Annotated in this window: 11 protein-coding genes; 4 read left to right on the forward strand and 7 right to left on the reverse strand. The window is 48.2% G+C overall.

What is annotated here, in order from left to right; genetic code table 11:
• Positions 1–208 precede the first annotated feature (208 nt).
• The 3 genes from P6M73_RS12085 to P6M73_RS12095 are packed head-to-tail and all read left to right on the forward strand — an operon-like array spanning position 209 to position 3,388.
• Entirely contained in the window at positions 209–1,408 is a 1,200-nt protein-coding gene (locus tag P6M73_RS12085) for a site-specific integrase (RefSeq protein ID WP_277853303.1), read from the forward strand.
• Positions 1,405–2,373 (forward strand): tyrosine-type recombinase/integrase, encoded by a 969-nt coding sequence (locus P6M73_RS12090; RefSeq protein WP_277853304.1) that lies wholly within the window; start codon positions 1,405–1,407, stop codon positions 2,371–2,373. Before P6M73_RS12085 ends, P6M73_RS12090 begins: the two co-directional genes overlap by 4 nt.
• Positions 2,363–3,388, forward strand: coding sequence for a tyrosine-type recombinase/integrase (locus P6M73_RS12095; RefSeq protein WP_277853305.1), 1,026 nt, complete (start codon positions 2,363–2,365; stop codon positions 3,386–3,388). The genes P6M73_RS12090 and P6M73_RS12095 overlap by 11 nt, the downstream gene beginning before the upstream one ends.
• Positions 3,389–3,423: 35 nt before the next feature.
• Here the strand turns inward: P6M73_RS12095 and P6M73_RS12100 are convergent, their stop codons facing one another.
• Positions 3,424–4,419, reverse strand: a complete 996-nt coding sequence (locus P6M73_RS12100) for a helix-turn-helix domain-containing protein (RefSeq protein ID WP_277853306.1) — start codon at positions 4,417–4,419, stop codon at positions 3,424–3,426.
• 246 nt (positions 4,420–4,665) lie between these two features.
• On the opposite strand from P6M73_RS12100, the gene P6M73_RS12105 reads away from it, so the two are divergent.
• A complete protein-coding gene (locus P6M73_RS12105) occupies positions 4,666–5,943 on the forward strand; it encodes an MFS transporter (RefSeq protein ID WP_277853307.1) in 1,278 nt (425 codons plus the stop codon).
• Positions 5,944–6,064: 121 nt separating this feature from the next.
• Here P6M73_RS12105 and P6M73_RS12110 read toward each other — a convergent pair whose 3' ends face one another.
• The 6 genes from P6M73_RS12110 to clpP form a co-directional block, all read right to left on the reverse strand.
• Positions 6,065–6,808, reverse strand: coding sequence for a poly-gamma-glutamate hydrolase family protein (locus tag P6M73_RS12110; RefSeq protein WP_277853308.1), 744 nt, complete (start codon positions 6,806–6,808; stop codon positions 6,065–6,067).
• Positions 6,809–7,021: 213 nt separating this feature from the next.
• Positions 7,022–7,531, reverse strand: a complete 510-nt coding sequence (gene lepB / locus P6M73_RS12115; protein ID WP_277853309.1) for a signal peptidase I — start codon at positions 7,529–7,531, stop codon at positions 7,022–7,024.
• A gap of 90 nt (positions 7,532–7,621) precedes the next feature.
• A complete protein-coding gene (yihA, locus tag P6M73_RS12120) occupies positions 7,622–8,224 on the reverse strand; it encodes a ribosome biogenesis GTP-binding protein YihA/YsxC (RefSeq protein ID WP_277853310.1) in 603 nt (200 codons plus the stop codon).
• Positions 8,224–10,542: an endopeptidase La gene (gene lon / locus P6M73_RS12125; protein ID WP_277853311.1), complete on the reverse strand. Its 2,319-nt coding sequence runs from the start codon at positions 10,540–10,542 to the stop codon at positions 8,224–8,226. The genes yihA and lon overlap by 1 nt, the downstream gene beginning before the upstream one ends.
• Positions 10,543–10,705: 163 nt before the next feature.
• Entirely contained in the window at positions 10,706–11,965 is a 1,260-nt protein-coding gene (gene clpX / locus P6M73_RS12130; RefSeq protein ID WP_277853312.1) for an ATP-dependent Clp protease ATP-binding subunit ClpX, read from the reverse strand.
• Between the two features lie 43 nt (positions 11,966–12,008).
• The gene (gene clpP, locus P6M73_RS12135) at positions 12,009–12,626 is read right to left on the reverse strand and encodes an ATP-dependent Clp endopeptidase proteolytic subunit ClpP (RefSeq protein ID WP_277853313.1); all 618 of its coding nucleotides are present in this window, start codon (positions 12,624–12,626) and stop codon (positions 12,009–12,011) included.
• Positions 12,627–12,753 lie beyond the last annotated feature (127 nt).

Genomic DNA, 12,753 nt, shown 5'->3' on the forward strand with positions numbered 1-12,753 from the left:
CTTGCGCATTTGTTTCGATGCGGTAAGGATTACTGAACTCACTGCCGTTGTCACTATTATCCCGAATTCGGGATAATAGTGATTATGCCGAAGAAAAAACTATGCCGAAGAATTGCTGTAACTATGCAACCTGAAGAACCTATTACGGTTTCTTCGACATAGTTTTTTATATACTTAAGGTACTTTAGAGACAAGGAGGTACCTTAAGATGTCAATTGATGAGATTTGCGAACTGTTATTGGAGGCACTGGCCAACGCCGGATACAACGAGAGCACCATCTTCAATTATCGTGGTGTGATCAGACGTTTCAAAGCTTACTGCAGAGAAAATTGCATTACAGAATACAGTCCGGATAATGGCCAACCGTATGCTAATGATGTCACCAGCGCAAAGACCGGAAAATTCAGCAACAACAGATACTATACACAAGGTCGTTTCATCAGATTACTGAATTCTTTCTATTACAGAGGTGAATTCAGCTTTGAGATGGTGAAGCGGGGCAAGATCCAGCCTGAAGATCCGGTACATCTTCAGATATACAATGACTACCTGTCGTTCTTATCTGAGACCTACGACAATGTAAACACAAGGCATTTCTATGAGTATGGCATGTATCGCATGCTTCAGTATATGCATCAAAACAGCATCACAGATACTGAGGCTCTCATTGCCGAAGATATTTATGGCTATCTTGCAGAATCCAAGCCAGAGAGGCTTCGTGAAATACTGTGTGAACTGAGATCAATATTCAGATATCTTGGCAGAGCAGATTTGGTCATTTCCATTGCCGGTATCCATGGTCCCAGATTCAAACGCATAATACCAACGCTAACTGACGAGGAAATTGATCGCATCAAAAATGTCATCGATCAGAAAGAAGTCTCATTAAGAGATGCTGCGATCGTTATAACCGGCTTGTCCTGCGGTATACGAGCTTGTGATCTGATCAACCTGAAACTTTCAGATATTGACTGGATTAACGAAATGATTTCATTCAGGCAAAGCAAGACCGGAAACATGGTTCGTCTACCGCTGACAACAGCAGTAGGAAACGCTATCGCCAGATATCTTTATGAGGGAAGGCCGGCTGCAGATAATGATTATCTCTTTGTCAGACAGCTGGCACCATTTAATCCGTTTGCAGATCATGCCAGCTGTCACGCGATTGTTACAAGAGTGTTTCGCAAAGCGAGCATCTCCAATGATAGTCGCATCTTCGGAATGCACATGCTTCGCCATAATGCCGCATCTACAATGGTGAAGAATTATGTGCCAATAGAAACGATTGCTGCCATACTGGGACATTCCAGCCCGGATACGACAGACATATATATAACTACTGATGCGGAGCGCCTCAGAGAATGTGTGCTTCCAATGGTTAACATCTCCACGGAGGTGTTGCCATGATCACGTACATAAGCAATCTGTCACGTAAGATAAATGATTTCCTCAATTTAAAGAATTCCCTTGGGATAAAGTATTCCGCTCCAAGATCTCATTTAAAAAGCCTTGATCGCTACAACCTTAGTCATGATAATGAAACAACCCTTACCAAATCTTTGGTTGAAGGCTGGGCAGAATACTACGCAGGGAGAAGTGTCACTCGAGATCGCAGTTGGGCATCACCAATTAGAGAATTCGGGCGTTATCTTAATATCATTGGTGACCACGAAGCATATATCCTTGATGAAAGATTCAGGACTCAGTGGTACCGGGCAGAAGTGTATCTGCTCACGGAAGAAGAAATACAGCTGTTTTTCAAAGAATGTGACTGTTTTGTCCTAAGATGCAACGGTTGGCCGAGTCATCGCTATGTGCTTCCAGCACTATACAGGTTTCTGTATTGCTGTGGTGCGCGCTGCATAGAGGCGAGAGGCCTGAAGTGTACGCAAGTGCATTTGGATCAGGGATATATAGATATCCTTGGTGGAAAAGCTCTTCGCGACCGCAGATTGTACTTGAGCGATGAACTGATCAAATATCTTAAGGAATATGATGCTAAGATCAACAAGGTGTTTCCTGATCGCGAGCACTTTTTCCCTGGCGGATATGGTGGCATGTATTCATCATCGGCCATTTCATCCAATTTCAGGAATATCTGGTTGTCCGCCGGACTGAAACGTGATGGCAAAGTCAAGCCGAGAGCATATGACTTCAGACATCATTTCGCCTGTGCAAACATAATGCGTTGGTCTGAAGAAGGTAAAGATATTCACGCGATGCTTCCATACCTGATGAGATATATGGGGCATTCATCACTTGAAAGCACATATTACTACATACATCTGATCCCAGATTATTTCTCGCAGTACAGGACGCTGACCGCGTCGTCTGCAGATGTTATTCCGGAGGTCGATGCGTATGAAGTATGACCGAAAGAAGGATAGGAATTTCTGGATATTGGCGCGAAACTATCTCCACTCATACATGCCGGTAACCAGAAATCTTTCAGATAACTCCGTAGATGCATACAAGCAGTCGCTGAAGTCATATCTTGCTTTTTTGGAGAAAGTTAAGTCAATATCCGATGGTAGCGTAACAATGGATTCCTTTAACAGAAAGAACATTCAGGAGTTCATTGTATGGCTCAAGAGCAAGGATTATTCAGTAAAATCGATCAATCTGAAACTGACGGCTGTACGGTCATTTCTGAAATACTGCAGCGAAGAAGATTTTGAGCTGCGCGGCATATATAGCGATGTATGTACAGTAAGAAAGCTCAAGGAAGAAAAGGCTCCGATTGTATATCTGCAGCCAAATGCAACTGCTGCTATACTGGCGGCATTCGACAACAAGACAGCCAAACATCGACGCAATCGGATGCTGTTAATACTTATGTATGACACAGGTGCGAGAGTCCAGGAACTGGCAGATCTTAACATTTCTTCGTTGCACTTAGAAATGAAGAACCCGTTCGTCACTCTTATCGGAAAAGGCAGGAAAGGAAGGAATGTTCCATTGCTTGAAAAGACAGTAAAACACTTGAAAGGATATATTAGGGAATTCCATCCCGAAAATGATGAAGTGCCACTGTTCTACAGTATGCTTAACGGCAAGAAGAGCAGACTCTCTGCAGACAGCATCAGCCTTATCCTGAAGACAGCTTCAGATATTGCAAGAGAGAATTGCAGTGAAGTCCCTGATCGTGTCCATTGCCACATGTTGAGAAAAACAAAGGCAATGGATTTGTACAAAAGCGGAGTTCCTCTGCCATTCATAATGCAGCTGTTGGGTCATGAAAGCATGTCTACAACTTCAGGGTTCTATGCATTCGCGACGCTTGAGATGATGAGCGAGGCTATGAATAAATCCACAGACGGCATCGTGAGTGAAGAAAAGATATGGAAAAAGGAATCTGTAAGAAAGATTTTGTACTCGTTGGAATAGCAAAAAACTATGCCGAAGAAACTGTAATAAGTTCTTCAGGTTGCGTAGTTACAGCAATTCTTCGGCATAGTTTTTTCTTCGGCATAATCAGAGAGCAGCACGGGGAACATTCGCTGAAACGCCTCCAGGCCCCAGATTTTCTCCAAGTAATCGAAGATATCGATCACGGACTGGGAGGTATTGGCATCACGAATAAATGCCAGCATTAACTTGGGTGTTTCAAAGTGGATCGTCAGTAATACTTTGCCCCCTTTGGTGCCTTCCACCGAGTCCATTTCACTGATGAGGATGTCCGGATTTTCCGCAAGGAAGACCAGATAATCGTCATAGGTACGAGCTTCCCGACATTTGAGGTCGACCAGGTATCCCTGTTTCAAGGGTTTGCGAAACCCCATTCGAACTTTTCGTGGCATATCAATATTACGTGCGCTGAAGATGCCTAAATCCATCCAGGTGTAGAGGGTTCGCTCATTCTGCATAATCGTGTCCCGGTTATGGATACAGATATGGTGTAACGATTGACCTTTTCGCAGAAGGGGACTGATAATGGCATCCAGCCGAAGTGCTTCTTGTTCAGTCAGTTGGATACCCTTACGCGATTGAGAGAGGACAGTTTCGTATTCGGCCTGGGCTGATTTGGCATCGTAGAGGCGCTTTTCCAATGTGCATTTGGTCTTTGTTTTACACCCGTTGCAGACATAAGGCGGGTTTGACAGTTTGGCGCAAATGTATCCCTTGTAGTCAGGGCATTTAATCCGACATTTGTGGACATTGCAGTATTTGCAGTACGCTCGACATTTTTTATCCTGACATAGATGCTGAGCAGCGCATTCTTTGGCGTAGAGGCAGTCGTTGAACACTTTGCCGTGGCTACCAATCTTGACAAAGCGCAGGTGATTCCTGATCTCCTTGGAGATTGTGGAAGGATCCTTGTGAAGTTCGCGAGCAATCTGACGGAAGGATATCGATTCTAACAATAGGGCTTGGATCTTCAACCGTTCATCAAAAATCAGATGAGTGTACTTAGCCATTTTTCTTACCTCCAAAAGAGGAGGCACCATCAACTTCATCCTAAATCTTTGAATAAGTAAGTTCCATCTCGACTTTTGCACAAGTAACTTCTATACAACGGACAGTGAGCCATGGAATTTACTTTTTCAATTAAGGGAAAGAACTTTGTCGCCTGCCTTTCCGTCCCAGCCCCTTTAAAAGAACGGAGAAACAGTTATAATGGGGATTAGGTCGCATAAAATATGATGAAGCGTGGGGAATGAACGATGAAAGATAATGTCAGCCGAAAAATAAAAAGCTTCCTTGGCAGCAATGCCAACATGAGAGCTTATACCATGAATGGAATATTGTTCACCATCGTCACCATTTTTTCCCGGACCTATGCGCCTAAATTCATGGACCGCCTGGGGGCTGGCTCCCTGCATTATTCACTGTTCAATTCATTACCGGGCCTGGTCGCCGTTCTGACCACCATTCCGGGAATTCTGTACATTCAGAACGCTTCCGACAAAGGACTGCTGATGCGGCGGTTTTTCTATTTATCCCGGTTCTTTCCGATCCTGCTGATGGCTACGCCGTTTCTGCCGGTCTCGATCCGGGGTTACGCGTTTGTGGTGCTTTTCAGTCTGATGAATCTGCCGGAAAGCATTGGACAGACGGCACTACAAAGCTGGACTGGCAGCATTTTCCATCCGCAGGACATCGCCAATGCCCTGAGTCAGCGCAATAAGCTGTCACAGGTTACAACCATTGTTCTGTCAGCCCTGGTCGGTATTATCTTGTCCCTCCCGCCTTCCGGAGACAATGATGGCGTGATTCGACTCTACCAGGTTCTCTTTTTAGCTTCCGTTATATTCGGAATATATGAAATCAAGACCCTCCGTAAAATCAAGGAGGTCTCTCGACCGGCAGCTCCCAAAACCCTGAAGCTGGGCAAATCAATCACATCGATATTCCACCACCGGGAATTCGTCCTGTTCCTCATTTGCTCACTGCTGTTTCACTTCAGCTGGCAAATGGGCTGGCCGCTGTTTAATCTGTATCAGATCGAATATCTGAAAGCCGACGAAAAATGGCTGGCACTGATCAATGTATCAAATGCCCTGGCCATGGTGCTGGCCTATAATCTGTGGTCATGGCTGATCCGCATCAAAGGTTATAAGCTGACCACGGCCATCGCGGTCCTCGGAATGGCACTGAGTCCGGCAGCGTACGCTCTGACTCACACTCTTGCCCTGCTCACCGTAATGAACATCCTGATCGGCATCTTTGTTGCCGGGATTACGGTGGTAATCCTGGGTTCCCTGCTGGAATCCGCGCCGGCTGATGAAGTCATGCTCTGTACTGCGGTCCATCAGACCCTGATCAATATTACTCTGTTTGTGTCACCCTTTGTCAGCGAATTGATCTTGCGCTCCCATGGCATTTATACCGCACTCTACGTCACTTCCGCTGCCCGTCTGCTCAGCGCTGTCGCCTTCTTTTTGCGCTGGTATCTTACCCGGGAACGGTCCCCAAAGCAGCGGATTGCCGCAGACCGCTGACCCTCAAACCCCTGAGATCTTGCTCTTAATCCCCAGGACGTCGGACCGTATCGACCATGCCGCAAACCAAAGAAACAACCGTGATCCCCAGAAAATACGGTCTGGTCATCACGGTTGTTTTTTATTGACTTGATTTAGTTTTCAGTTCCAGCTCCGTCAACGCAGAGCGGATTGCGCCAACATAAGCTTCGTATAGCTTATTGGGCCGGCTCTCATCCCGCTTGGTGAAGAGTGCCCGACGCTGCGCCAGCGTTAGTTCCAGCTGAATTCCCATGCCATTGCTGTTGCGGTTCACAAAATTTTTAGGATCTGTTCCTGTATAGTTCAATGGTGCGGTATCAACCAGGAAGCCGGCTTTTTCCAGAGCGGCCCGAACAACCTGTATCCCCGCTTCGTCACGTCCTCCGATATAAGTTACTTTCTCATTTCCACTGATCCCATGAATGGACAGCGAGAGTTCAGCTGCCCGGTTGAGAGGGATCAGGTCCGGCGGATTATAGTTGACGGAAGAAACATGGAGCTGACGGTATGCCCCCAGATCCAGAAGTCCTTTGAATTCAAAGTAACTGAAGGTATCGCCCGCAATGCCGCTGCCAATGGCTGAGGTAAAAGGCTCGATCCGCCCGCCATGCGGTGTAATGATGAGTACGGGACTCTTCCTGTCCTGAACAGTCAGTTCGTAGGAAGCAGTCGGTTCCTTTTTCAAGAGCTCTGCCATGTCCCGGTAGGTATCATTGCCGGTCGGTTCGCGAAACTGATAGGCCACTGCAAATACCGCTCCGAAGAGCAGCAGAAAAACCAGTCCTATCAGTAGACTCCTTGTTTGTTTTTGCTTTTCGGTCAGTAATTTAGATCGACTGGCCATGTGCTTCCCTCCCTCAGGCGAATATGGATTGAATTCTCACAACCGAGAAATCATGAAACATCAGATTGTCCGGCAGGCGTTGATTCGTTCTCCGGATTTAACGAATATCGACTTGGACCTTTGAAAGAAAAAAAGCCGCGCTCAGGCGGCAATCAGATACTGGGGATACCCAGATTATGGATCAATGCCAAAAATCTAAACAGCGGAGCTGCCTTATCGGACTAAGCCCATATTGTTCAGCGGCCAGAAACGAAGTCCGGCCCGTGCCAGAATGTCTGCCTCATCAATGAAACCTACTTCCGCATACCGGGAATCTTTCGAATCCGCTCGATTGTCGCCCATGAAGAAATACTTCCCTTCCGGAACCTTATACTCTCCGGTAAACCGATCCGGTCGTTTGACATAGTCTTCGACCAGCTCGATTCCGTTGACAGAAACTTTTCCGTCTTTGATTGATACCGTATCACCCGGAGTTCCGATCAGACGCTTGACATAAAGTGTCTCCACTCCGTTCGGACGAACTTTGAATACGACGATGTCCCCCGTTTCAAGCTTTTCCGGCCAGTATTCCCTTAATACCAGAAACCGGTCTCCTTCGTTGATCGTCGGGATCATGGACCCCGTCGGGACCATGACATGGAAAAAGACAAACCGCTGGATAAGCAGGGCCAGAATAAAAACGCCTACCAGTGGGATTACCCATTCTTTGATAAAATTCTTCATAATTTCTTCCCTCGTGTGTTGATTTCACCGCTGCCTTCCGCACCCGGCCCTGACTGCACAGGGGGTGCAGCCGGGAGTCCGGGTATTGGATCAGACGGTGTCAGGCTCTGGGATCAGACCCTCAAACACAGCGTCCAGGACCGCTTCCCGATTTTCCTTGGTCAGGGAGGAATACATCAGAATGCGTTCTTCGGGCGTCATGCCGAGCGTTTCCCGGATGAACTTCTCGTTTTTTCGAATTTCATTTCGTTTCAGCTTGTCGAGCTTGGTTCCCACAATCAGGCACGGAATATCGTAGTGGCGGATATAGCGATACATCAGGATATCATCCTGGGTTGGCTTGTGGCGCGAATCCAGAAGAAGTACTACCTTGTTGAGATTGGTTCGGCTGGTGAAATACTCATCCGTAATCTTCCCGAGATTTTCTTTTTCCGACTTGGATACTTTGGCATAGCCGTATCCCGGAAGATCCACCAGGTAGATCGATTCATTGATTAAGAAAAAGTTGACCAGCCTGGTCCGGCCAGGAGTGTTGGAGACCCGGGCCAGTCCCTTTCGGTTCGTCAAGGAGTTGATGATAGAGGATTTTCCCACGTTGGATCGGCCGATGAAGGCCACTTCGGGACGATCCGCTTCCGGATACTGATCCCTTTTAACAGCTGAGGTCAGAAACTCTGATTTGATAATCTCCATTATTTTTCCCCCAGGACTGCTTCCTGAATGACTTCAGAAATTTGAGTCACGGGAAGGAATGTCATGTCCTTGCGGATGCTCTCCGGGAGCTTCTCAAGATCCACTTCGTTTTTCTTTGGAATGATGATCTTGCGGATGCCGGCCCGATAAGCTGCCAGGGATTTTTCTCTGAGGCCGCCGATGGGAAGTACCCGGCCGGTCAAGGTAATCTCACCGGTCATGGCAATTTCGTGACTGACTTTTTTATTGGCCAGAGCCGACACCATCGCTGTAGCCATGGTAATGCCGGCTGACGGGCCATCCTTGGGGGTTGCGCCTTCCGGCACGTGGATATGGATGTCCTTGGTCTTATAGAAGTCTTCCGGTACCTTGAAAGCCTTGGCCTGGCTCCTGATATAGGAGTATGCGGCTTTGGCCGATTCCTTCATGACTTCTCCCAGAGAACCGGTCAGTTCCAGTCTGCCAGTGCCTTCCATGACCTGAACCTCGATGGGAAGAATATCTCCGCCGTAAGGGGTCCAGGCAAGTCCGGTGACGACACCCACCTTGTCCTCCAGATCTGCTTTGTCATAGGTAAACCTGGGATGACCAAGGAATTCCTCGACGACTTTCGGACTGATGGTCATCGTCTTGCGCTTGGTTTCCAGCAGCTTGGCAATGCCCTTTCGGATCACGGAAGCTAGATTGCGCTCCAGGTTACGCACCCCGGATTCCAGCGTGTAGCCGTCAATGATTGTCTTGATGGCTTCATCGCTGAACTTGATCTCATTCTTTTCCAGTCCGTGTTCCTTGAGTTCCTTGGGAATGAGATGACGTTTGGCAATGTTGAGTTTTTCCTCGTAGGTATAGCCCGAAACCTCAATGACTTCCATCCGGTCCAGCAAGGGCCGGGGAATGGTATCCATATTATTGGCCGTTGTGATGAAGATCACCTTGGAGAGGTCATATTCCAGCTCCAGATAGTGATCGCGGAAGGTTGAATTCTGTTCCGCATCCAGAACTTCCAGCAGTGCATCTGCTGGATCTCCCCGGAAATCCTGGGCCATTTTATCCACTTCGTCCAGAAGGAAGAGCGGATTGTTGGACTTGGCCTGACGCATTCCGTAGATAATCCGTCCCGGAATCGCTCCCAGGTAGGTCCGGCGATGACCGCGAATCTCGGCTTCATCGCGTACACCGCCCAAGGACATCCGGACAAAGTTCCGATCCAGAGCGTGAGCCACGGATTTGGCGATGGAGGTCTTTCCGACACCGGGAGGGCCGACCAGACAGAGAATGGGACCCTTGATGGAATCCTTTGTTGCCTTGACCGCCAGATATTCAATAATGCGGTCCTTGACATCCTTTAATCCGTAATGTTCGGCATCCAGGATCTCTCTGGCCCGGGTAATGTCTTTGCTGTCCTTTGTAAACTGATTCCACGGCAAATCCAGGATCCAGTCGATATAAGTCCGGATGATACCGCCCTCTGAGGAGTACGGTCCTGAATTCTTCAGCCGGTCCAGCTCATAGAGTGCCCGTTCCTTCGCCTCTTTGGGAAGCTTGGCCTTGGTGATCCGGCTTTTATAGCGGGTGATTTCCTTCTGGGTTTCATCTTCTTCCCCCAGTTCTTCCTGGATGGCCCGGATTTGTTCCCGAAGGTAATAATCCCGCTGGGACTTATCGATGTTTGATTTTACTTTGGATCCGATCTTGCGCTCAATTTTTAAAATTTCCAGCTCGTTCTTAATCAGAACCAGAAGTCGTTCCAGACGCTTCTTAATGGTCACCGCTTCAAGCAGTTCCTGTTTTTCATCGATTTTCAGATTCATGTAAGAACAGACCATGTCCGAGAAGCGGTCGGAATCATCCATGTCTTCCATGGTGATCAGTGCTTCCGGCGGCATGTTTCCGCTCATTTTGATAAAATCATCGAAGGCGTCCTTCACGCTCCGCACCAGAGCCTCTTCTTCCGTTTCGCTGACGTCTGACACCGTTTTGACTTCTTCCAGCTTAGCTCGGAAGTATGGATCAGACTGCTCCATGGACAGAATCTTTCCGCGTACGGTGCCTTCCACCAGGACCCGGACGGTATTGCCAGGCAATTTCAGCAGCTGGCGGATGGTACAGACCGTCCCCATCTCATAGATGTCCTTCTCCGTAGGATCTTCCAGCCGGGGATCCTTCTGGGTCACCAGGAGAATCTCCTGATTTTCCATCATTGCCGCATCCAGGGCCTGAATGGATTTATCCCGACCAACGTCGAAGTGAAGCACCATGTATGGGAAAAGGGTCAGCCCTCTCAAAGGGATGAGGGGTAGTTCCTTTCGTTTGTTCATATTTTTTCTCCTTTGGCTTTGCTAATAATGATTATATCAGAGCAAGACCGGATTGTGATTTTCTTTCAAAGGCTTTACACAGCTTTCATATTTATCGGAACGTTCGTTCAAAATTTGAGCGGTAAGGGCACACCCAAGGTGTGCCCTCAATCACGTCATTTGATTAAGCTGATTCTTCCGCGTCCTTGGCATCCAGTGTGCGAATGATCTCCGGCATCTTGCTGTCGATGGTCTCGCGACTGATGATGACCTTGCGAATTCCCGGGTCCGAGGGTGTCTCAAACATAATTTCGCGCAGGACATCCTCCAGGATGGAGCGAAGTCCGCGGGCACCGGTGTCCCGGCCAATCGCTATGTCTGCAATGGCCTCCAGCGAGTCATCCTTGAATTCCAGCTCCACATCATCCAGCGCAAAGAGCTTGGTGTACTGCCGAACCAGGCTGTTCTTGGGTTCTCTCAGGATCCGTACCAGGGCATCCCGATCCAGAGAATCCAACGCCACCACAATGGGCAGACGACCCACCAGCTCGGGAATCAGACCGTACTTCGTCAGATCCTGCGGCAGTACTTTTCGGAGCATGCGTCCGATGTCCTCACCCTGCTTGGATTTGACTTCCTGGCCGAATCCCATGGCGGAAGACGTTGTGCGCCGATTAATGATTTTTTCGATGCCGTCGAACGCTCCCCCGACAATAAAGAGGATGTTCGTCGTATCGATCTGCAGAAATTCCTGATGCGGGTGTTTTCTGCCACCGGTGGGCGGAACATTGGCCACGGTTCCTTCGAGAATTTTCAGCAGTGCCTGCTGTACGCCTTCCCCTGATACATCCCGGGTGATTGACACATTTTCCGATTTGCGCGAAATCTTGTCAATTTCGTCAATATAGACAATGCCCTTTTGAGCCTTTTCGATATCAAAGTCAGCATCCTGGATCAGCTTGAGGAGAATGTTTTCCACATCTTCTCCGACATAGCCGGCTTCGGTCAGGGTTGTGGCGTCGGCAATGGCAAAGGGTACTTTTAATAGTTTCGCCAAAGTCTGGGCCAGATAGGTTTTTCCGGAACCGGTCGGTCCCAGCAGGATAACATTGGATTTTTGCAGTTCCACGTCACTGTTTTTTCCGGAATCCTTTGCGTTGATCCGCTTGTAGTGGTTATACACTGCAACGGACAGAGTTTTTTTCGCATCTTCCTGGCCGATGACATATTCATCCAGGTGACGCTTGATGTCGATGGGTTTGGGCAGATCCGTGAGGACAAACTCATCCTCGCTTCCCAGCTCCTCATCAATGATTTCAGAGCACAGATCGATGCACTCATTGCAGATATAGACACCTGGTCCCGCGACCAGACGCTTTACCTGATTTTGCGGTTTTCCGCAAAAGGAACAGCGAAAATTGCTGTTATCTTCTTTTTTTGCCATATCGTTGCCTCCGTTGGGACCTGTGCAGGTCCGCGCATTGGTATTATTCCCTTGATTCCGCTCCGGTCTTGACGTCCTGAGCGTAATTCTCGATGACCCTGTCAATCAGGCCATATTCTTTTGCCTCGTCAGCGCTGAAGAAGAAATCCCGCTCAATGTCCTGGCGGATCTTTTCTACCGGCTGACCGGAATTTTCCGAGATGATATGAATCATCTTATTCTTGATGTTCAGTATGCGCTTGGCGTGAATTTCAATGTCCGTCGCCTGACCCTGATAACCGCCCAGCGGCTGGTGCATCATGATTTCTGAATTGGGCAGGGCAAACCGCTTGCCTTTTGTTCCGGCCGTGAGCAGGAACTGTCCCATGGAGGCGGCCATGCCGACACAGATGGTTACAACATCCGGCTTAATGTATTTCATGGTATCGAAAATAGCCATGCCTGATGTTATGGATCCACCCGGGCTGTTAATGTAGAGGAATATGTCCTTGTCGGGATCTTCACTCTGCAGGAAAAGAAGCTGCGCCACCACCAGCGAGGCCATGGTATCGTTGACTTCACCTGAAAGCATGATGATTCGGTCCTTTAACAGTCTGGAAAAAATATCGTAGGATCGCTCGCCTCTGGCGGTCTGTTCTACGACCATTGGTACTAAACTCATAGGATTTACCTCCTGTTCCATTGGTATTTATAGATTTGGATCTCAAGGATCCGCTGATAAGAAAACGCTGGTTACATCCTTCCGCTCGGAGTATGCATCAGATCGCATGCAGGAGCTGTCCACAGGA

The organism is Anaerococcoides asporogena (genome assembly GCF_029590275.1).
Lineage (GTDB): Bacteria > Bacillota > Clostridia > Clostridiales > Clostridiaceae > JG1575.

Excerpts from the sequence above, each read along its gene's own strand:
- P6M73_RS12085 (WP_277853303.1), top strand. The coding sequence starts at position 209 with ATGTCAATTGATGAGATTTGCGAACTGTTATTGGAGGCACTGGCCAAC.
- P6M73_RS12090 (WP_277853304.1), top strand. The coding sequence starts at position 1,405 with ATGATCACGTACATAAGCAATCTGTCACGTAAGATAAATGATTTCCTC.
- P6M73_RS12095 (WP_277853305.1), top strand. The coding sequence starts at position 2,363 with ATGAAGTATGACCGAAAGAAGGATAGGAATTTCTGGATATTGGCGCGA.
- P6M73_RS12100 (WP_277853306.1), bottom strand. The coding sequence starts at position 4,419 with ATGGCTAAGTACACTCATCTGATTTTTGATGAACGGTTGAAGATCCAA.
- P6M73_RS12105 (WP_277853307.1), top strand. The coding sequence starts at position 4,666 with ATGAAAGATAATGTCAGCCGAAAAATAAAAAGCTTCCTTGGCAGCAAT.
- P6M73_RS12110 (WP_277853308.1), bottom strand. The coding sequence starts at position 6,808 with ATGGCCAGTCGATCTAAATTACTGACCGAAAAGCAAAAACAAACAAGG.
- lepB (WP_277853309.1), bottom strand. The coding sequence starts at position 7,531 with ATGAAGAATTTTATCAAAGAATGGGTAATCCCACTGGTAGGCGTTTTT.
- yihA (WP_277853310.1), bottom strand. The coding sequence starts at position 8,224 with ATGGAGATTATCAAATCAGAGTTTCTGACCTCAGCTGTTAAAAGGGAT.
- lon (WP_277853311.1), bottom strand. The coding sequence starts at position 10,542 with ATGAACAAACGAAAGGAACTACCCCTCATCCCTTTGAGAGGGCTGACC.
- clpX (WP_277853312.1), bottom strand. The coding sequence starts at position 11,965 with ATGGCAAAAAAAGAAGATAACAGCAATTTTCGCTGTTCCTTTTGCGGA.
- clpP (WP_277853313.1), bottom strand. The coding sequence starts at position 12,626 with ATGAGTTTAGTACCAATGGTCGTAGAACAGACCGCCAGAGGCGAGCGA.